We start from the raw sequence: 19243 nt of genomic DNA, 5'->3' as shown, positions 1-19243 counted from the left end.
CGGGTCAGTCGACCCGCAGGCGGTATCCCCGCTTGACCACCGTCTGCACCACGCGCGGCGCCCTCAGGCCGGCCCGCAGGCGGGCGACCGCCATCTCCACCGCGTGCTCGTCGGCGCCGCGCGGAAGCGTACGCAGCAGCGCGGTGCGGGAGAGCACCTTCCCGGGCGAGGCGGCGAGCGCCCGCAGCACCGCCATCGGGGCCGGCGCCAACTGGCGCAGTTCCCCGTCCACCACCGCGGCGTGCCCGCGCAGCGTCAGCACGTGCCCGGCCGCCTTCACCGAGACGGTGCGCCGGGGCAGCTCCTCGACGATGGTGCGGACCAGCGCGCCCAGCCGGGCCCGGCTCGGCGCGCTCACCGGCACCCCGCGCCGTACCAGCGGCTCGGCGGTGACGGTGCCGACGCACCCGGCCAGCACGTCGCCGCGCAGCGCCTCCAGCACCGTCTCGGTACGGTCCCCGGCCGCCCGCAGCAGCGCCTCGGCCGCCGGGGCCGAGGTGAACGTGACCGCGTCGACGAGCCGCCCGGCCACCAGGTCGATGAGCCGGTGCAGCGGCGCCGGGTCGGCCGGCGGCGCCCACCGGTAGACCGGCACCTCGATCACCGTGGCGCCGGCCGCCACCAGCGCGTCGGTGCACTCGGGCTGCCGCTCGCCGTGCAGTTGCATCGCCACGACCTGGCCGGCCACCCCGCGCCGGACCAGATGCTCGATCACCTCGTCGCAGCTCTCCGACTCCGGGGACCAGTGCTCACGCAGCCCGGCGGCGCGGATGGCCCCGGTCGCCTTCGGGCCCCGGGACACCACGTACGCGTTGGCGAGCGTGGTGCGCAGCGGCTCGGCCAGCCCCCAGCCCTCGGCCGCCTCCAGCCAGCCACGCATGCCGATGCCGGTGTTCGCCATCAGCACGTCCGGTGGGTGTTCCAGGCAGGCCCGGGTGGCCTCACGCAGGTCGCTGTCGTCGGCCAGCGGGACGATCCGCAGTGCCGGGGCGAGCACCACCCGCGCCCCACGCCGCTGGAACAGCGCGGCAAGTTCGTCGCGCCGCCGGTCGGCGGTGACCCCGATGGTGAAGCCGGCCAGCTCGTCCCGCATCATTCCTCCTGCCGTAACCGCACCTCGACCAGGCCGTCCCGGCAGCGCACCGGATGCCGGCGCAGCGTCACGCCCGGAAGGTCCAGGCACCGCCCCGTGGTGAGGTCGTAGACCTGCTTGTGCAGCGGTGAGGCGAGCGTGGGTACCCCGCCCCGGCTGCCGACCAGCCCTCGGGACATGACGTACGCGCCGCCGACCGGGTCGAGGTTGTCCACCGCGTACAGCCCGCTCGCGGTGCGGAAGACGGCCACCTGTACGCCGTCGACGAGCGCCGCCACGCCCCGGTCGGGGTCGAGCCGGTCCAGCGGGCAGACGGGGGTCCAGGTCAGCGTGACGACGGGGCTCATCGGCGTACCTCCGGCAGGCCCAGCACGACGGGCTGGCGGCGGTGTCCGTCGTCCGGGGGCGCGCCCCGGGCCGGCACCGGCTGGCCCCGCTCCTGGGTGAACGTGATGGACGGGTCGGGCACGTCGGGCGCGTTGACGAAGGAGGTGAAGCGGCGCAGCCGGTCCGGGTCGTCCAGCACGTCGCGCCACTCGTCGGAGTAGCTCGCGACGTGCCGGGCCATCGCCGCGTCGAGGTCGGCGCAGAGCCCGAGCGAGTCGTCCACGAGCACCGACCGGAGGTGGTCCAGACCGCCGTCCATGGCCTCGATCCAGGCGGCGGTGCGTTGCAACCGGTCGGCGGTGCGGATGTAGTACATGACGAACCGGTCGATCAGTGTGACCAGCTCCGCCGTGCCCAGGTCGGTGGCGAACAGGTCGGCGTGCCGGGGCCGGAAACCGCCGTTGCCGCCGACGTACAGGTTCCAGCCGGTCTCGGTGGCGATGATCCCGAAGTCCTTGCTCCGGGCCTCGGCGCACTCCCGGGCGCAGCCGGAGACCGCCGACTTGAGCTTGTGCGGCGCGCGCAGCCCTCGGTAGCGCAGCTCCAGCGCGACCGCCAGCCCGACCGAGTCCTGCACGCCGTAGCGGCACCAGGTGTCGCCCACGCAGGACTTCACGGTGCGCAGCGCCTTGCCGTACGCGTGGCCCGACTCGAAGCCCGCGTCGACCAGCCGGCGCCAGATCTGCGGCAACTGGTCGACCCGAGCGCCGAACAGGTCGATCCGCTGCCCACCGGTGATCTTCGTGTACAGCCGGAAGTCGCGCGCCACCTCGCCGATCGCGATCAGCTTCTCCGGGGTGATCTCCCCGCCGGGAATCCGGGGCACCACCGAGTAACTGCCGTCGCGTTGCAGGTTGGCCAGGAAGTGGTCGTTGGTGTCCTGGAGCGACGCCTGCTCGCCGTCGAGCACGTGCCCGGTGCCGAGCGACGCCAGGATCGAGGCCACCACCGGCTTGCAGATGTCGCACCCGCTCCCGCGCCCGTGCTCGGCGACGAGCCGGGAGAACGTGCCGATGCCCCGCACCCGGATCAGGTCGAACAGCTCCTGCCGGCTGTGGTCGAAGTGCTCGCACAACGCTGTGGACTGGCGTACCCCGGCGGCGTCCAGCAACTGCTTGAGCATCGGCACGCAGGAGCCGCAGCTCGTACCGGCCCGGGTGCACGCCTTCAGCGCCGGCACGTCGGTCGTCCCGCCGGCGATCGCCGCGTCCAGGTCGGCCCGGGTCACCGCGTTGCAGGAGCACACCTGCGCGGTGGCGGGCAACGCGCCCGCACCGGCGCCCGCGCCGCCGGCCGGCGCCAGCAACGCCAGCGGGGGACCGGGCAGCGGCCCGCCCACACTGGCCCGCAACGTCGGGTACGCGCTCGCGTCCCCGACCAGCACGCCGCCGAGCAGCGTCCGCGCGTCGTCGGAGAGGACCAGCTTCGCGTACGAGCGGGTGGCCGGGTCGGTGAACGTCACGTCGAGGCAGCCGGGGGTGACGCCGTGCGCGTCACCGAACGAGGCCACGTCCACGCCGAGCAGCTTGAGTTTCGTCGCGGTATCCGCGCCGGGGAACGTGGCCGCGCCGCCGAGCAGCCGGTCGGCGACCACCTCGGCGGTGGCGTACCCGGGCGCGACCAGACCGTGGCAGACCCCGTCGACGGCCGCGCACTCGCCGACCGCCCAGATCCGCTCGTCGGCGGTCCGGCAGGCCGAGTCCACCAGCACGCCGCCACGCGGACCGAGTGGCAGTCCGGCCGCGCGGGCCAGCTCGTCGCGGGGCCGGATCCCGGCGGCCACCACCACCAGTTCCGCGTCGACCGTGCGGCCGTCGGCCAGGTCGAGCGCGGTCACCGTGCCGTCCGTTCCGGGACGCAGGGCCGTGGTGGCCACCCCGAGGTACGGCGTCACGCCCAGCTCCTCCACGTACCGCCGGAGCATCGCCCCGCCCGCCTCGTCCACCTGCACCGGCATCAGCCGGGGCGCGAACTCGACCACGCTCGTGGCGAGCCCGAGCAGCCGCAGCGCGTTCGCCGCCTCCAGCCCGAGCAGCCCGCCGCCGATCACCGCGCCGGTGCGGCGGCCCCGGGCGTGCTCCCGGATCGCGGCCAGGTCGTCCAGCGTCCGGTAGACGAAGACACCCGGCAGGTCCGTGCCGTCCACCGGCGGCACGAAGGCGTACGAGCCGGTGGCCAGCACCAGCGCGTCGTACGGATGTTCACCGGCCGCCGTGGTCACCACCCGCCGCGCCCGGTCGACGCCGGTGGCCGGCTCACCCAGGCGCAGGTCCACCCCGGCGTCGGGGGTGTGCACCGTCAGCTCGTCGGCGTGCGTCCCGTCGAAGACGGCGGAGAGCCGCACCCGGTCGTACGCCGGACGCCGTTCCTCGGCCAGGACCGTGACATGCCACCGCCCGTCGGTGTCCCAGGCCCGCAGCGCCTCGACGAAGCGTTGCCCGACCATGCCGTTCCCGACCACGACCAGCTGCCTCATGACGCCACCTCCACCGTCTCGCGTACCTCGTCGGTCGTGGGCGGGTCGACCTCGGTGAGCCAGGCGGCGATGCCGGCCACCGCGTCCCGGCAACTGCCGCAGCCGGTGGCGGCCCGGGTCGCCGTGGACAGCGCCGCCGCCGTCCGGGCGCCCGCCCGCCAGCACGCCACCAGCGCGCCCTTGCTCACGTCGTTGCAGCGGCACACGGTCGCGGCGTCCGGCATCAGCGCCGGTGACGCCGCCGGTCCGGCCGGCGCCTCGCCGAACGCCCGGCCGAGCAGCAGCGCGCGCCGGTCCGCCGGCACCGGCGCGCTTCTGTCGAAGAGCTGCACCACGGTGCCGACCGCCGGGTTGTCGCCGAGCAGGATCGCGCCGGTCAGCCGCTCGTCCCGGATGCGCAGCCGGGCGTACGTGCCCCGGGCCGGGTCGGCGAAGGTCAGCTCCTCGACCGGGCCGCTCCCGTCCGGGGCGCCGGACCCGGCCATGTCGCCCATCGCGGCCAGGTCGATGCCGGCCGCCTTGAGCCGGGTCACCGCCGGCCGGGGCCGGTAGCGGGCCAGCGGATCAGCGCCGGTCAACACGTCGGCCACCACCCGGGCCTGCGCCCAGGCCGGCGCGACGAGCCCGGTCAGCGTCCCGTCGTGCTGGGCGCAGTCGCCGATCGCGGAGACGTGCCGGTCGCTGGTACGCATCCTGTCGTCGACCACCACACCCCGGTCGACGGCGAGCCCGGCCGCCGTGGCGAGCGCCGTGTCGGGACGTACCCCGCAGCAGAGCACCAGCAGGTCGGCGTCGAGCGGTTCGGTGTCGCCCAGGTGCAGGCGGACGCCGTCGGCGTCGGCGCTCACGGCGGTCGCCGGCGCCCCGAGCCGGGACCGGACGCCCAGGCCGGCGAGCGTGCCCGCGAGGACCGCGCCGGCCGACGGGTCGAGCTGCCGTTCCATCAGGTGCCCGACCGGGTGGACCACGGTCACGTCGAGACCGCGGGCGGCCAGCCCGCGGGCCGCCTCCAGGCCCAGCAGCCCGCCGCCGAGCACGACGACGCGGCGCGCGCCCTCGGCGGCGGCGAGGATCCGTCGGCAGTCGCCGAGCGTGCGGAACGGGACGACCCGCTCGGGCAGCGGCGCGAGACCCGGCAGCGGCGGCACCACGGCCCGGCTGCCGGTGGCGAGCACCAGGTGGTCGTACCCGTGCCGGTCGCCGTCGGCGGTGACCACCTCGCGGGCGGCCCGGTCCACGGCGGTGACGGCCGCGCCGGTGCGGACCTCGATCCCCGGCCCGACTGCTTCGACCAGCTCCACGTCCGGCTCGCCGATGCGCCCGGCGAGCAGCGTGGAGAGCATGATCCGGTTGTACGCGCGGTGCGGCTCCGCCCCGAGAACGGTGATCCGCCGGTTCCCGCCGCGCGCGTGCAGCTCGGCGGCGAGCCGGGCGCCGGCCATGCCGTAGCCGACGACGACGATGCGCTCGTTCATGCCGGCTCCACCCGGACCGCGCAGATCTTGAACTCGGGCATGCCGGAGACCGGGTCGAGGGCGTCGTTGGTGACCGAGTTGGCGCGTTGCGCGCCGGGCCAGTGGAACGGCGCGAAGACGGTGTCCGGCCGGATCGCCGTGCTGAGCCTTGCCGGCGCGCGCAGCTCACCCCGGCGGGAGACCACCCGCACCGGTGTCCCCTCGGTCACGCCGATCCGGGCCGCCAGGTCGGGATGCAGCTCGACGAAGCCGCCGGGCGCGGCGCGGCGCAACGCGGCCACCCGCCGGGTCTGCGCGCCGGACTGGTATTGAGCCAGCACCCGGCCGGTGGTGAAGTGCAGCGGGTAGTCGGCGCACACCGGCTCGGCGGCCGGCCGGTGGGTCACCGGATGGAACCGGGCCCGGCCGTCCGGGGTGGGGAAGCGGTCGGCGAACAGCCGGGGCGTGTCCGGGCCGTCCCGGTCCGGACAGGGCCAGAAGACGCCGGTGTCGGTGTCGATCCGGTCCCAGGTGATTCCGGCGTAGTCGGCCGGCCCGCCGGCCGAGGCCCGGCCCAGCTCCGCGAAGACCTCGCGGGGGTCGGCCGGCAGCGGCGTCCCGCCGCCGGTCAGCCGTGCGGCGAGCGCGGCGAGGATCGCCAGCTCGGTACGGACTCCGGCGGGTGGTTCGCGCAGTGCCCGGCGGCGCAGCACCCGGCCCTCCAGGTTGGTCATCGTCCCGTCCTCCTCGGCCCACTGGGCGACCGGCAGCACCACGTCGGCCAGCTCGGCCGTCTCGGAGCGGACGAAGTCCGCCACCACCAGCAGGTCCAGGGCGCGCAGCCGGGACTCGACCCGGGCGGCGCGGGGCGCGGAGACGACCGGGTTGGACCCGAAGACAAGCAGTGCCCGCGCGCCGGACGGCGTGCCGAGCGCGTCGAGAAGCTGGTACGCCGGCACCCCCGGCCCGGGCAGCGCGTCCGGTTCGACGCCCCACACCCCGGCGACGTGCGCCCGGGCCGCCGGGTCGTCGATGCGCCGGTAGCCGGGAAGCTGGTCGGCCTTCTGCCCGTGTTCCCGGCCGCCCTGCCCGTTGCCCTGCCCGGTCAGGCAGCCGTAGCCGGAGCCGGGGCGGCCGGGCAGGCCCAGGGCGAGCGCCAGGTTGATGAAGGCGGTCACCGTGTCGACGCCCTTGGCGTGCTGCTCGGCGCCCCGGGCGGTGAGGATGACCGCGTGGTCCACTGTGGCCAGCGCGCGGGCGGTCGCATACAGGTCGGCCACCGGCACGCCGGAGAGCCGTTCCACCTCCGCCGGCCAGTAGCCGGCCACCGTCCGTCGCACCTCGTCGAAGCCGGTGGTCCGCTCCGCCACGTACGCCCGGTCCAGCCAGCCCTCGGTGAACGCGATGTGCAGCAGCGCGTTCGCCACCGCGAGGTCGGTGCCGGGCAGGGGTTGCAGGTGCAGGTCGGCCTGCCGGGCCGTGGCGGTGACGCGCGGGTCGACCACGATCACCCGGCCGCCGCGTGCCCGCAGGTCGGCGACGTGCCGCATCAGCGGCGGCATGGTCTCGGCCGGGTTCGCGCCGACGAGCAGCAGCGTGTCCGCGTGCCCGAGGTCGGCGAGCGGGAACGGCAGTCCACGGTCGATCCCGAACGCCCGGTTGCCGGCCGCGGCGGCCGACGACATGCACCAGCGCCCGTTGTAGTCGATGTGCCGGGTCCGCAGCGTCACCCGGGCGAAGCGGCCGAGCGCGTACGCCTTCTCGTTGGTGAGGCCGCCGCCGCCGAAGACGGCGACCGCGTCCGGCCCGTGCCGGTGCTGCACGTCCCGAAGGCCGGCGACCACGCGGTCGAGCGCCTCGTCCCAGGTCGCCAGGCGCAGTTCGCCGCCGGGCCGGTCGCGCAGCAGCGGGGTGGTGAGCCGGTCCGGATGGTCGAGCAGGTCGGCGGCGGTCCAGCCCTTCTGGCACAGCCCGCCCCGGTTGGTGGGAAACTCGCGGGCGCCGACCTCGACACCGTCGCCGGTGGAGCGCAGCGACATGCCGCACTGCAAGGCGCAGTACGGGCAGTGCGTGGCGACCTCGACGGGACGTGGCCCCGTTCGCGTCGCCGGGCGTGCACCGTCTGTCATGTCGGAAAAGCGTGCCGTCGGGCGGTTTCCGGTCCGGGTCTGCTCTGTTTCGGTCCTGTCACGAGCGCTTCACACCGCACGTAGGTGACGAGACCGGCCGCAGGGTTTAGAATGTGGGACAATAATCTCATATTTTGGGAGGCGCCATGAGTGTGACGGACGCGTTCGACGCGGTGGCCGGCACCTACGACCAGGCCCGACGCCGCCTGGTGCCCTGCTTCGACGCCTTCTACGGCGCCGCCGTCGAGGTGGCCGCGCCGCCGCTGCGTGCCGCGCTCGCCGCCGGGCGTACCCCCGAGGTGCTCGACCTGGGCGCGGGCACCGGCCTGCTGTCCCTCCTGCTGACCGCGGCCGTCCCCGGCGTCCGCCTGACGCTTGTGGACGGCGCCGCCGGCATGCTCGCGGTGGCCGCCGGGCACCTGGAAGAACGCGGCGTGCCCCATCGCACGGTCCACGCCGACCTGGCCGACCCGCTGCCCGAGGGGCGGTACGACGCGGTGGTGTCCGCGCTGGCCATCCACCACCTCGACGACTCCGGCAAGCGGGCGCTGTACCGGCGGGCGGCCGACGTGCTGGTCCCCGGCGGGGTGTTCGTCAACGCCGAGCAGGTGGCCGGGCCGACCCCGGCGCTGGACCGCCGCTACGACGAGGTGTGGACGGCGCGGATCACCGAGATGGGCTCCGACGCCGAGGAGATCGCCGGTGCCCGGGAGCGGATGCGGCACGACCGCCCGGCCCCGGTGGCCGAGCAGTGCCGCTGGCTGGCCGAGGCGGGCCTGGTGGACGTGGACTGCTTCTTCAAGGAGTGGCGTTTCGCGGTGTTCGGTGGTCGGCGGCCCTGAAGGCCCTGCCCGATTCCCTGATCGGCGGGAACGAGGATGACTGGCGGTCATACCGTTGGGTAGTCTTCTCGGCATGACCGCCAAGGTGACGCTGTCGTTCTCCGACGAGACGATCGAGGAGGCACGCCGGTTCGCCAAGCGGGAAGGGCTCTCCCTCTCCGCCTGGATGGACCAGGCCGCCCGGGAGAAGGCGCTGCGCGAGGTCTTCACCGCGCACGCCGACGCGGTCGGCCGGGCCGGCCTGGACCTGGAAGCCGCCTCCCTGGCCGACGCCCAGGAGGTCGCGCTCGTCCACGACGCCCTGTTCGGCGGACGTCCGCGTGCTGCGTAGAGGCGAGATCTGGCGCATCTCCGGCGCCCGGGAACGACTCGGTCTGGTGATCAGCTCAGACGTCTACAACGCCACCGCGGTGCCCATCGTGATCGTGGCCGAGGTGGTCGAGGAGTCGCTGCTGCGCGACTCGCCGCTCGCCGTGCGGATGGGCGCGTACGTGGTGATGCCCGACCGGATCTCCGCACCGATGAAGAAGTGGTTCGCCGAGTGCGTGGACGTGGCCGACACCGAGACCATGCAGCGGGTCGGCCGGGCGCTGCGGATTCTCCAGGAGTTGTGACCGTCTCACCGGTGCCGCCCGGCGGACGTGCGGTCTCCGTTGCCGGGCCGACGCGCGCGGGGCACGCCGGGGAAACCACCGGCTCCTAGCGTCGCCTCGTCGCCGACGAGGAGGAGTCGCCCGTGAGCACGCTCGTTTCCGCACCCACCACGCCGCCGGCCGCCGACGCCGGCCGGCTCACCGAATGGCGGCCGGAGGACCCGGCGTTCTGGGCCGCCGGTGGCGCCCGGGTGGCCCGGCGCAACCTGTACGTCTCGATCTTCGCCGAGCACGTCGGCTTCTCGGTGTGGAGCCTCTGGTCGGTCATGGTGCTGTTCCTCGGCCCCGGGTACGGCATCGACCCGGCCGGGAAGTTCCTGCTCACCGCCGTGCCGGCCGCGTTGGGGGCGGTGCTGCGCCTGCCGTACACGCTGGCCGTGGCGCGCTTCGGCGGCCGGAACTGGACCATCGTGAGCGCCCTGCTGCTGCTGGTGCCGGCGGTGCCGATGGCACTGCTGATCGAGCCCGGGGTGTCGTACGCCACGCTGATGGTGCTCGCCTGCCTGTCCGGCGTCGGCGGCGGCAACTTCGCCTCCTCGATGGCGAACATCAACCTGTTCTTCCCGGAGCGGCTCAAGGGCCGGGCGCTGGGGCTCAACGCCGGTGGCGGCAACCTGGGCGTACCGGCCGTGCAACTGGTGGGGCTCGCGGTGCTGGCGACCGTAGGCGCCGCGTACCCCCGGTTCGTGCCGGCTGTCTATCTGCCGCTGATCGTGCTGGCCGCGCTGGCAGCGGCCCGCTGGCTGGACAACGTGCCGGGGGCGCGCAACGAGCCGGGCGCGCTGCGCGCGGCCGCCCGCGAGCCGCACACCTGGGTGATGTCGCTGCTCTACGTGGGCACGTTCGGCTCGTTCATCGGCTTCGGCTTCGCCTTCGGGCAGGTGCTCCAGCTCCAGTTCCACGACCGGTTCCCGACGCCGGTGGACGCGGCCTGGCTGACCTTCCTCGGGCCGCTGATCGGCTCGCTGATCCGGCCGGTGGGCGGTCAGCTCGCCGACCGGCTGGGCGGGGCCCGCGTCACGTTCTGGAACTTCGTGGCGATGGCCGCCGGCGCCGGGCTGGTGCTGTACGCCGCCCGGGACCGGTCGTTTCCGCTCTACCTGGCCGGGTTCCTGGCGCTGTTCGTGTTCTCCGGGATCGGCAACGGCTCGACGTACAAGATGATCCCGGCGATCTTCCGGGCCCGGGCCGTCGCGGAGGGGGAGCTGACCGGCGACCCGGAGGCGGCGCAGCGGCGTTCCCGGCGGCTGGCCGGCGCGGTGATCGGCATCGCCGGGGCGGTCGGCGCCTCCGGCGGGGTGCTGGTGAACGTGGCGTTCCGGCAGTCGTTCCTGACCTCCGGCACGGCCGACGCCGCCTACCTGGCGTTCATCGGCTGGTACGCGCTCTGCTTCGTGGTGACCTGGGTGGTCTACCTGCGTCCCGGGTCGCGTACGCTGGTCGGTGTGTGACCTGCGCCATGACGAACCCGCAGGCCACGCGCGGCTCGACCCCGTTTTGACCTGCCACCGGGCGGCCGGGTATCGTTGCCTGCTGTTGTACGACATTCTTAGGCGTGCCGCTCAGGTACGCTTGGTCGTTCGTGCGCGCTGGTCCGGCCGGGAACTCCCGGTCACCTCGGCGCGCGACCCCAGACCGACGACGAGACAAGGTAGACCTGTGCGTACGTACAGCCCGAAGCCGGGTGAGATCGAGCGTCAGTGGCACGTCATCGACGCCTCTGATGTCGTGCTGGGCCGCCTGGCGACCCACGCCGCCACGCTCCTGCGTGGCAAGCACAAGCCGACTTTCGCGCCGCACGTCGACACGGGCGACTTCGTCGTCATCGTGAACGCGGGCAAGGTCGCGCTGACCGGCAACAAGCGTCAGACCAAGGTCGCTTACCGCCACTCCGGTTACCCGGGTGGTCTGAAGCGGGTCGGCTACGACGAGCTGCTCACCAAGCGGCCCGAGCGGGCCATCGAGCTGGCCGTGAAGGGCATGCTCCCGCACAACAAGCTGGGCCGTCAGCTGATCAAGAAGCTGAAGGTCTACGCCGGTGCCGAGCACCCGCACACCGCGCAGCAGCCGGTGCCGTTCGAGATCAAGCAGATCGCGCAGTGAGCGCGGGCGAAGGAAGCAGCATGACCGACATCACCGCCACCGAGGTCGCCCCCGAGGCCACCGAGGCGCCGGCGCCCGTCGCGCGCGCGCCCCGTGGTGACCGCCCGATCCAGACCGTGGGTCGGCGCAAGGAAGCCATCGTCCGGGTCCGGATCGTGCCGGGCACCGGCAAGATCACCTGCAACGGCCGCGACCTCGAGGCCTACTTCCCGAGCAAGGTGCACCAGCAGCTCATCAAGGACCCGCTGGTCACCGCCGAGAAGCCCGAGGCCTTCGACGTGATCGCCAACCTGCGTGGCGGCGGCACCACCGGCCAGGCCGGCGCGCTGCGGCTCGCCATCGCCCGGGCGCTGATCGTCAACGAGCCCGACGACCGCCCGGCCCTGAAGAAGGCCGGCTTCCTGACCCGTGACGCCCGGGTCAAGGAGAGCAAGAAGTACGGCCTCAAGAAGGCCCGCAAGGCTCCCCAGTACTCGAAGCGCTGATCATCACAAGCGTCTTGTACTTCTGACGGACGGCCGGTTCGCCTTCCCTTCCCGGGAGGCGGACCGGCCGTTCCGCGTTTCTCCTCTCATCGGCAGTTCCACGGAGGTTGGCGGGTATGGGCCGGTTGTTCGGCACGGACGGCGTACGCGGGCGGGCGAACGCGGATCTCACCCCGGAGTTGGCGCTGGCGGTCGCGGTGGCTGCGGCGCACACGCTGGCCGAGACCGACAAGAGTCATCCGCCGCTCGCGGTGGTCGGCCGGGACACCCGCGCCAGCGGCGAGATGCTGGAGGCGGCGGTGGTCGCCGGGCTCACCAGCGCCGGGGCCAACGTGGTCCGGGTCGGCGTGCTGCCCACCCCGGCGGTGGCGTTCCTCACCGCCGAGATCAAGGCCGACCTGGGCGTGATGCTCTCCGCCTCGCACAACCCGATGCCGGACAACGGCATCAAGCTGTTCGCCGCCGGCGGGCACAAGCTGCTCGACGAGATCGAGATGCGGATCGAGGCGGCGGTGAAGGCGAACGCCACCACCGCCTGGAAGCGCCCGATCGGCGCCGGTGTCGGCCGGGTCAACGACCTGCTCGACGGCGCCGACCACTACGTGCAGCACCTGGTCGGCACCGTGCCGCACCGCCTCGACGGGATCAAGGTCGTGGTCGACTGCGCCAACGGCGCGGCGGCCGACGTCGCCCCGGTCGCCTACCGGGAGGCCGGCGCCGAGGTGATCGCCATCCACGCCGAGCCGGACGGGCTCAACATCAACGACGAGTGCGGCTCCAACCACATCGACGCGCTGCGCGCCGCGGTGGTCGAGCACGGCGCCCACCTCGGCATCGCCCACGACGGCGACGCCGACCGCTGCGTCGCGGTCACCGCCGACGGGGACGAGGTCGACGGTGACCAGGTCATGGCGATCCTCGCGCTGGCCATGCGGGACGCCGGCGAGCTGACCCAGGACACCCTTGTGGCCACCGTGATGAGCAACCTCGGTCTCCGGCTGGCCATGTCCGAGCAGGGCATCCGGCTGGTCGAGACGAAGGTCGGCGACCGGTACGTGCTGGAGGAGCTGCGCGCCTCCGGCCTGGCGCTCGGCGGCGAGCAGAGCGGCCACATCGTGCTGCCCGCCTACGCCACCACCGGCGACGGCGTGCTGACCGGCCTGCACCTGATGGCACGGATGGCCGCCACCGGCACCTCGCTGGCCGAGTTGGCCGCCGTGATCACCAAGCTGCCCCAGGTGCTGATCAACGTGCCGGTCGGCGACCGTACCGTCGGCGCCGCCGCACCCGCGGTCCGGGCCGAGGTGGAGCGCGCCGAGGCGGAGCTGGGCGAGACCGGCCGGGTGCTGCTGCGCCCCTCCGGTACCGAGCCGCTGGTGCGGGTCATGGTCGAGGCGGCCACCGAGGACACCGCGCGCGAGGTCGCCGAGCGCATCGCCGAGCAGGTCCGCACCGCCAGCCCGGTCGCCTGACCGGGCGCGGAGCGCCGCTTCAGAGTCGCAGGCGGGAGGCCCGGTCGAACGTCTCGGCCGGGTCTTCGCCGTCGGTGAGGTCGATGTCCTCGACGAGCCGGCCGTCGCCGAGCCGGATCAGGCGGTCGCACCGGGCGGCGATGGCCCGCTCGTGCGTGGCCAGCAGGATCGTCATGCCGTGCCGCTCGCGCAGGTCGAGGAGCAGGTCCAGGATCTGCGCGCCGGTGGCGGAGTCCAGGTTGCCGGTGGGTTCGTCGGCAAGCAGCAGCCGTGGTCTGCCCATCAGCGCCCGGGCGATGGCGACCCGCTGCTGCTGACCGCCGGAGAGTTGCGCCGGCAGGGCCCGTTCCCGCCCCTGGAGGCCGACGGCCGCGAGCAGTTCCCGGGCGCGGGCGGCGTGGTCGGCCCGGCCCGGCAGCGGCAGCACCGGTGCGATCACGTTGTCGAGCACCGTCAGCGCCGGCAGCAGGTGGTACCGCTGGAACACGAACCCGACCCGCTGCCGGTAGCGGGCCAGCGCGCCCCGGCGCAGCGCGGTGACCTCCACGTCGTCGACGGTCAGGCTGCCCCGGTCGGCCCGCTCGATCGCGCCGATCAGGTGCAGAAGCGTCGACTTGCCCGAGCCGCTCGGCCCGGTCAGCGCCACCACCGAGCCGCCGGCGATCTCCAGGGAGACCTCGTCGACGGCGGTGAGCCGCGCGGTGCCGGTGCGGAACTCGCGGACCAGCCGGTCCGTGCGCACCGTGCTTCCGGAGGTCGGGTCCATTGTCACTCCTCTGCCAGTAGGCGTGCGGTGGGCAGGCGGTGCAGCAGCGCGGCGGGAACGAGCGCCGCGAGGCAGGTGACCGCCACCCCGGCCCCGGCCACCACAGCCGCGACGGTGACCAGGGCGGAGGGCACCTCACCCACCAGCCAGGCCGCTCCGCCGAGCCCGAGACCGGCCCCGGTGAGCGCGCCGATCCCACCGAGGAACAGGGCCTGGCAGCCGACGAGGCGGGCGAGGGCGCCGTCGGTCCAGCCGGTGGCGCGCAGCGTGGCCAACTCGGCGGCGCGATCCCGGATGTCCAGGTAGAGGACGTCGGCGACGGCGGCGGCACCCAGCAGCACGGTGGCCGCCGCGGCGAGGGTGTCGGCGCCGCGCACACTCAGCGACACGGTGTCGCCGAGCAGGCTGCCGACGACCGCGCCGCGGAAGGCGTAGGTGACCGCTGCGACCAGGGTGAGGGCGGCCACGCCGATGGCCAGCGCGGCGGCGCCCAGCAGGGTCCGCCCCGGGGTGCGGGCCAGGTTGACCAGGGCCATCCCGGCGACGGTCCGGGCCCGCCGGGCTCGGAAGACGCCGGCCACCTGGGGCCGCAGGGCCGCGACGGGGTGGGTGCGGGCGGCCCGCAGCGCCGGCGGCAGGCCCGCCGCCAGCGACAGCAGCAACGCCACCGGTACGGCGAGCAGCGCCTGCCGCCAGTCGACGCCAATGCCGAGGGCGCGGCCGAGGGGTGCCGCGAGACCGACGGCGAGGAGCCCGGCGACCAGGCCCAGAACGGCGACCTCACCGAGGACGAGCGCTCCGATGCGCCGGGCCGACCAGCCGAGACAGGCGAGGACGGCGAGCTCGGAACGGCGGTCCCGGACCGCCGCGGTGACCGCGTTGCCGAGGAACAGGGCGCAGACCACCAGCACCAGGGCGAACAGCACGGCGCTCTTGCGGTCGACCGCCCTGGTGATGACCGACGCGACACCGAGCGCCGACCAGTTCTCGGCCAGTCGCAGGCCGGGGCGGCCGAAGTCGCCCGCGGGCAGGTCGACTGTCTGCGGGGCGGGGGAGGAGCCGAGGGTGATGTCCACGTCGAGACCGGTGGCCACGGCGATCCGCTCGGCGGTCAGCCGGACCCGCTCGGCGGCGCGCTCGCTGTAGCCGTCCACGTCGTCCACCCGGACCCGGATCGCGCTGATCGGGGCGGCGCGTTGCGGGCTGTTGCCGGCCGCGAGCAGCCCGGGCAGGCTGGCCAGGTTGGTGAGCAGCAGTGGGGGCGCGGACAGGTAACCGGACGGGTTGCCGCTGGGCTCCAGCGGCCGTCCGCCGAGCGCGTCCCGGCTGCGCGCGTCCGCACCCTCGGCACGCGGCGGCTCGTACGTCTCCAGCGGCACCCTGCCCACGTCGCTGAAGCCGGTGAGCTTCTCCGGGTCGAACAGCCCGACGGCCTTCCACTGCCGGACGTCCTGTCTGCCGGTGCCGAGCCGCAACGAGGTCAACGGGCGGTGGCCGGTGTCCTCGCTGAGCCATGGGCGGGGCATGGTGACCAGGTCCCGCGAGCTGCCGTACACGGCGGGGTCGGCGGTGACCGGGCGGACCCGCAGGCTGCCGTCGGGCATCCGGTCGTACGTCGCCTGCCCCGGCTGCACGACGACCTGGAGCTGGCCGTGGCAGCAGGCGTCGGGTCCGAGCCCGGCGGCGAGCTGCGACCGGTACGCGCTCACCGCGTCGCGTTCCGCGCCGCCGGCCGCGGTGGACGGCAGACCGCGCAGCCGTTGTGCCAGTTCCCGTGGCGGGACGCCGGCGATGCTCGCGTCGAGCCGGGTGCGGGTGAACGTGGCCCGGACCGCGCCGTCGAGGAACGGCCGGCTGGTGGCGAGCACCGGCACGGTCCGGCTGGACAGCCCACCGCCCAACCTGGCCACCACGGTGGTCTCGGCGGCGGTGAGCGGCCGGCCGTCGACCACCGCGTCGTCCAGGCCCACCAGCTCCTGTTCGGCGGCCGGGTCGACGGCGGCGAGCAGGAACGGCACGGTGAGGCGCACGGTCACGGTCAGGCGGGACAGCGGCGCGAGCGACTCGCCGGCGGTGGCGGGCGACCGCACGTCCGGCCGTTCGAAACGACCGCCGGGCAGCATCCGGAACGCCTCGACCTGCCAGATCCGCCGGTCGCTGAGGTCGTGCAGCAGTTCGCCCCGCAGGTCGCAGATGGGTGCGGTACGCCCACCGGGCAGCACCTCGCGGGGCAGCAGCCCGCAGTCGTTGGTGTCGTACGTCCGCCCGTCGGTGTACCGGACCGCGTCCGGGTAGTACTGGTCGCCGGTGACCGGGTAGGCCAGCGGGCGGGTGGTGACGTACACGTATGTCGGTTCGGCGGCGGCATGGCTGAGGCCGCGTTCGGCGAGGAACTCGCGGTCGATCCGGATGAGTTGCCGGTCGAGGGACGGATCCACCGTCGCGGTCACGTCCAGTGACATCGCGATGGAGGTGGTGGAGTAGCCGAGCATGGCGATCGGGGCCGCGACGTCGACTCCCTCGATGGCCCTGACCTGGTCGTACTGTGCGGTGGTGATTCCGCCGTAGGTGCCGGACAGGTAGTTGGGCCGGACGAGCCCGCGTTCGGACTCCAACGGGGTGCGGGTGCCCTTGGGCCGCACCAGGATGTCGTAGGCGGCGCGGGTCTGGCGTTCCACCGCGCCGGTGACGGCGAGGCGGGAGGTGGTCGTGGCGCCGGTGAGGACCACGAAGCCGGTGGTGGCCACCAGCACGCCGGCCAGCAGCGCGACCGACCGTCCGGCCCGGCCGCGAAGCTGACCCCAGATGAACCCGACCATCGCGCCTCCCCGTGTGCTGAGCACACTGTGCGCGATACATTGTGACAATGCAAGGCCCCGCCCGGGTGCCTGTCCGAACCGGATCGGAGACGACTGTGGCTATCCAGCACGCGGTCCTGGCCCTGCTGGCCCGGGGCCCCAGCCACGGCTACGAGCTGAAGGGCGCCTTCGAGGCGGCGGTCGGGCCGCAGTGGGGGCCGCTCAACATCGGGCACCTCTACCAGATCCTCGACCGTCTCTCCCGGGACGGACTGGTGGTGGCCGAGCGGCAGCCCCAGCCGGTCAAGCCCGACCGGGTGGTCTACGAGATCACCCTCGACGGCCGGGCCGAACTCGACCGCTGGCTGTCCGAGCCCAGCCCGCGCAGCGGCGGTTTCCGGGACGACTTCTTCCTCAAGGTGACCTCCGCCGCCCGCTCCGGCGCGGCAGAGACCGTCCGGCTCGTGCTGGCCAACCAACGCGGCCATCTCATGCGGGAGCTGCGCAACCTCGACGGATCGCGCCGGCACGCCGACGACCCCGTGGTCCGGCTGCTGCTCTCGGCCGCCATCCGGCACGTCGAGGCCGACCTGGCCTTCGTGGACGACGCGGAGGCGGCGCTGCTCGCCGACGACGGCGTCACCCTCGCCGGTCTCGCCGCGGCGGCGTCCAGCGGGAACGGCGTGCCTGGGCGGTCGGCCGCGGACCGGCCGGAACCCGGCGCCGCGCGGGCCGCGGGCTGAGCGACCGGCTCGACGCGCCCGCCGGCCCGGACGGTGGCATGGGAACGGCCGGCCGGTGCGTCGGTAGCCACGGCGGCAAGGTGGACAGGCGGCGCGATCAGGTCGTGCGTACCCGGCGCAGGAAGCGGGCGGCCAGGTCGGCCACCGCGTCGGCGTCCAGCTCCCGCGCCGGCCCCGCCACCGTCACTTCGGCCAGCGCCAGCCCGGACACGTCGGTGTCCCGCCAGCCGCCGACGAACCAGGCTCGCTCCTCCTCGGCCAGGGCGAGGTTGGCCGCGTCCAGCGCCGCCGCCGGATACGGCAGCCAGAACCGGAACTGGTGGGTGTGCGGCGGCGCCGGGTACACCCGGGCGCCGGGCAGGGCGGCCAGCGCCGCCGGCCACTGTTGGAACAGCGTGCCGCCGTAGCGGTGCCGCCAGGCCCGCGCATACCGCAACTCCAGCTCGGCCACGGGTCCGCCCTCGCCGTACAGGTCGGGCAGGTCGTCACCGGCCGTCGCGCCGAGCGCGGTGAGCTGCTCCCGTACCGATGCCGGGCGTACGCCCGAGAGCATCGTGTCGCTGCGGCGCTGGGCGGCGAGCCGTCGCAGCCGCGCGGTGTACCCGTCGCTCATCCGTCTTTCCGGATCCGCCGCAGCCGGGCCACCGCCTCGGCCAGCACCTCCGGCCGCTTGCAGAACGCGAACCGGATCAGGTGCCGGCCGGCCGCCACGTCGTCGTAGAACACCTGCGTCGGCACCGCCACCACGCCGCAGCGCTCCGGCAGCGCCCGGCAGAACTCCAACCCGTCCCGGCCGCCGAGCGGCGTGACGTCGGCGGTGACGAAGTAGGTCCCCTCCGGCGTGAGCACGCTGAACCCGGCGTCGGCGAGCCCGGCGACGAGCTGGTCCCGCCGACGTTGCATGTCGTCCCGGAACCCGGTGAAGTACGCGTCCGGCAGCCCGAGCGCCACCGCGACCGCGGGTTGCAGCGGCCCGGCGTTGACGAACGTCAGGAACTGCTTGACCCGCAGCACGGCGGCCACCAGCGGCGCCGGCCCGCTCACCCAGCCGACCTTCCAGCCGGTGCAGGAGAACGTCTTGCCGGCCGACGAGATGCGCAGCGTCCGCTCCCGCATGCCGGGCAGCGTGGCGAGCGGCACGTGCGGCTCGGCGGCGTCGGTGAAGACCAGGTGCTCGTAGACCTCGTCGGTGACCGCGTACACGTCGTGTTCCCGGCACAGCTCGGCGACCGTTGTCAGCTCGTCGGCGGTGAAGACCTTGCCGGTCGGGTTGTGCGGCGAGTTCAGCAGCACCAGCCGGGTACGAGGCCCGAACGCGGCGCGCAGCGCGTCCGGGTCGAAGGTGTACCGGCCGTCGGCACCGGGACGCAGCGTCACCGGGCGGCGCACCGCACCGGCGAGCGCGATCGAGGCGGCGTACGAGTCGTAGTACGGCTCGAAGCAGATCACCTCGTCACCCGGCTCGCAGAGCGCGAGGATGCTCGCCGCGACCGCCTCGGTGGCGCCGGCCGTCACCACGATCTCGCCGTCCGGGTCGTACTCCAGGCCCCAGAACCGCCGCTGGTGGGCGGCGACGGCGGCGCGCAGCACGGGGATCCCCGGACCGGGCGGGTACTGGTTGTGGCCGGTACGCAGCGCCTCGGCGGCGGCGGCGAGCATCTCCGGCGGGCCGTCGGTGTCCGGGAAGCCCTGCCCCAGGTTGACCGCGCCGGTACGCACGGCCAGCGCGGACATCTCGGCGAACACGGTGGTGCCGAACGGCCGCATCCGGGCCACGAGCGGATCGGTGGTTGTCACGGCGCCCACCCTACGACCCGCCGCCGACGGCTCACGGGATGAAGA

Annotated in this window: 17 protein-coding genes; 8 read left to right on the top strand and 9 right to left on the bottom strand. The window is 74.3% G+C overall.

Annotated elements, in window-relative coordinates; all coding sequences use genetic code 11:
- Positions 1-4 precede the first annotated feature (4 nt).
- From ACFYO8_RS04130 to ACFYO8_RS04110, 5 genes are read right to left on the bottom strand one after another with little or no spacing between them, the layout of a single operon-like run.
- On the bottom strand, positions 5-1093 hold the full coding sequence (locus tag ACFYO8_RS04130) for a uroporphyrinogen-III synthase (RefSeq protein WP_354870475.1): 1089 nt from the start codon (positions 1091-1093) through the stop codon (positions 5-7).
- Positions 1093-1440, bottom strand: a complete 348-nt coding sequence (gene nirD, locus ACFYO8_RS04125; protein WP_354870478.1) for a nitrite reductase small subunit NirD — start codon at positions 1438-1440, stop codon at positions 1093-1095. Before nirD ends, ACFYO8_RS04130 begins: the two co-directional genes overlap by 1 nt.
- Positions 1437-3956 (bottom strand): nitrite reductase large subunit NirB, encoded by a 2520-nt coding sequence (gene nirB, locus ACFYO8_RS04120; protein WP_387256798.1) that lies wholly within the window; start codon positions 3954-3956, stop codon positions 1437-1439. Before nirB ends, nirD begins: the two co-directional genes overlap by 4 nt.
- On the bottom strand, positions 3953-5431 hold the full coding sequence (locus ACFYO8_RS04115) for an FAD-dependent oxidoreductase (RefSeq protein ID WP_354870484.1): 1479 nt from the start codon (positions 5429-5431) through the stop codon (positions 3953-3955). The genes nirB and ACFYO8_RS04115 overlap by 4 nt, the downstream gene beginning before the upstream one ends.
- A complete protein-coding gene (locus tag ACFYO8_RS04110; RefSeq protein WP_354870486.1) occupies positions 5428-7539 on the bottom strand; it encodes a molybdopterin oxidoreductase family protein in 2112 nt (703 codons plus the stop codon). Before ACFYO8_RS04110 ends, ACFYO8_RS04115 begins: the two co-directional genes overlap by 4 nt.
- A 146-nt stretch (positions 7540-7685) precedes the next feature.
- Here ACFYO8_RS04110 and ACFYO8_RS04105 point away from each other — a divergent pair, with 146 nt between their 5' ends.
- The 7 genes from ACFYO8_RS04105 to glmM all read left to right on the top strand — a co-directional run bounded on the left by ACFYO8_RS04105 (position 7686) and on the right by glmM (position 13094).
- Positions 7686-8381, top strand: a complete 696-nt coding sequence (locus tag ACFYO8_RS04105; RefSeq protein ID WP_354870489.1) for a class I SAM-dependent methyltransferase — start codon at positions 7686-7688, stop codon at positions 8379-8381.
- Between the two features lie 73 nt (positions 8382-8454).
- On the top strand, positions 8455-8712 hold the full coding sequence (locus tag ACFYO8_RS04100) for a DUF6364 family protein (protein WP_354870492.1): 258 nt from the start codon (positions 8455-8457) through the stop codon (positions 8710-8712).
- Entirely contained in the window at positions 8702-8995 is a 294-nt protein-coding gene (locus ACFYO8_RS04095) for a type II toxin-antitoxin system PemK/MazF family toxin (protein WP_354870495.1), read from the top strand. The genes ACFYO8_RS04100 and ACFYO8_RS04095 overlap by 11 nt, the downstream gene beginning before the upstream one ends.
- A 122-nt stretch (positions 8996-9117) precedes the next feature.
- On the top strand, positions 9118-10485 hold the full coding sequence (locus tag ACFYO8_RS04090; RefSeq protein WP_354870498.1) for a nitrate/nitrite transporter: 1368 nt from the start codon (positions 9118-9120) through the stop codon (positions 10483-10485).
- 208 nt (positions 10486-10693) lie between these two features.
- A complete protein-coding gene (gene rplM / locus ACFYO8_RS04085) occupies positions 10694-11137 on the top strand; it encodes a 50S ribosomal protein L13 (protein WP_354870501.1) in 444 nt (147 codons plus the stop codon).
- 20 nt (positions 11138-11157) lie between these two features.
- The gene (rpsI, locus tag ACFYO8_RS04080) at positions 11158-11622 is read left to right on the top strand and encodes a 30S ribosomal protein S9 (RefSeq protein WP_102658823.1); all 465 of its coding nucleotides are present in this window, start codon (positions 11158-11160) and stop codon (positions 11620-11622) included.
- A 116-nt stretch (positions 11623-11738) separates the two neighbouring features.
- On the top strand, positions 11739-13094 hold the full coding sequence (glmM, locus tag ACFYO8_RS04075; RefSeq protein ID WP_387256797.1) for a phosphoglucosamine mutase: 1356 nt from the start codon (positions 11739-11741) through the stop codon (positions 13092-13094).
- A 19-nt stretch (positions 13095-13113) separates the two neighbouring features.
- On the opposite strand, the gene ACFYO8_RS04070 is transcribed toward glmM, so the two are convergent.
- Positions 13114-13860 carry an ABC transporter ATP-binding protein gene (locus ACFYO8_RS04070; protein ID WP_354870507.1) on the bottom strand — a complete coding sequence of 249 codons (747 nt, stop codon included), beginning with the start codon at positions 13858-13860 and terminating at the stop codon, positions 13114-13116.
- 2 nt (positions 13861-13862) lie between these two features.
- Positions 13863-16679 (bottom strand): FtsX-like permease family protein, encoded by a 2817-nt coding sequence (locus tag ACFYO8_RS04065; protein ID WP_387256795.1) that lies wholly within the window; start codon positions 16677-16679, stop codon positions 13863-13865.
- A 95-nt stretch (positions 16680-16774) separates the two neighbouring features.
- On the opposite strand from ACFYO8_RS04065, the gene ACFYO8_RS04060 reads away from it, so the two are divergent.
- Positions 16775-17401 carry a PadR family transcriptional regulator gene (locus tag ACFYO8_RS04060; protein ID WP_354870513.1) on the top strand — a complete coding sequence of 209 codons (627 nt, stop codon included), beginning with the start codon at positions 16775-16777 and terminating at the stop codon, positions 17399-17401.
- Positions 17402-17498: 97 nt separating this feature from the next.
- Here ACFYO8_RS04060 and ACFYO8_RS04055 read toward each other — a convergent pair whose 3' ends face one another.
- Both ACFYO8_RS04055 and ACFYO8_RS04050 read right to left on the bottom strand, forming a co-directional pair.
- Positions 17499-18014 (bottom strand): hypothetical protein, encoded by a 516-nt coding sequence (locus ACFYO8_RS04055; protein ID WP_354870516.1) that lies wholly within the window; start codon positions 18012-18014, stop codon positions 17499-17501.
- Positions 18011-19198 carry a pyridoxal phosphate-dependent aminotransferase gene (locus tag ACFYO8_RS04050; RefSeq protein ID WP_355014808.1) on the bottom strand — a complete coding sequence of 396 codons (1188 nt, stop codon included), beginning with the start codon at positions 19196-19198 and terminating at the stop codon, positions 18011-18013. Before ACFYO8_RS04050 ends, ACFYO8_RS04055 begins: the two co-directional genes overlap by 4 nt.
- Between the last annotated feature and the right edge of the window lie 45 nt (positions 19199-19243).

Origin of the sequence: Micromonospora sp. NPDC005257 (assembly GCF_042872445.1) — a bacterium.
GTDB lineage: Bacteria > Actinomycetota > Actinomycetes > Mycobacteriales > Micromonosporaceae > Micromonospora.
This window is presented reverse-complemented; position numbering and strand designations above follow the sequence as displayed.

Coding starts and splice junctions, on each gene's coding strand:
- nirD (WP_354870478.1), bottom strand. CDS start 1,440: ATGAGCCCCGTCGTCACGCTGACCTGGACCCCCGTCTGCCCGCTGGAC.
- ACFYO8_RS04130 (WP_354870475.1), bottom strand. CDS start 1,093: ATGCGGGACGAGCTGGCCGGCTTCACCATCGGGGTCACCGCCGACCGG.
- ACFYO8_RS04105 (WP_354870489.1), top strand. CDS start 7,686: ATGAGTGTGACGGACGCGTTCGACGCGGTGGCCGGCACCTACGACCAG.
- ACFYO8_RS04055 (WP_354870516.1), bottom strand. CDS start 18,014: ATGAGCGACGGGTACACCGCGCGGCTGCGACGGCTCGCCGCCCAGCGC.
- ACFYO8_RS04070 (WP_354870507.1), bottom strand. CDS start 13,860: ATGGACCCGACCTCCGGAAGCACGGTGCGCACGGACCGGCTGGTCCGC.
- ACFYO8_RS04115 (WP_354870484.1), bottom strand. CDS start 5,431: ATGAACGAGCGCATCGTCGTCGTCGGCTACGGCATGGCCGGCGCCCGG.
- rpsI (WP_102658823.1), top strand. CDS start 11,158: ATGACCGACATCACCGCCACCGAGGTCGCCCCCGAGGCCACCGAGGCG.
- glmM (WP_387256797.1), top strand. CDS start 11,739: ATGGGCCGGTTGTTCGGCACGGACGGCGTACGCGGGCGGGCGAACGCG.
- nirB (WP_387256798.1), bottom strand. CDS start 3,956: ATGAGGCAGCTGGTCGTGGTCGGGAACGGCATGGTCGGGCAACGCTTC.
- ACFYO8_RS04110 (WP_354870486.1), bottom strand. CDS start 7,539: ATGACAGACGGTGCACGCCCGGCGACGCGAACGGGGCCACGTCCCGTC.
- ACFYO8_RS04065 (WP_387256795.1), bottom strand. CDS start 16,679: ATGGTCGGGTTCATCTGGGGTCAGCTTCGCGGCCGGGCCGGACGGTCG.
- ACFYO8_RS04100 (WP_354870492.1), top strand. CDS start 8,455: ATGACCGCCAAGGTGACGCTGTCGTTCTCCGACGAGACGATCGAGGAG.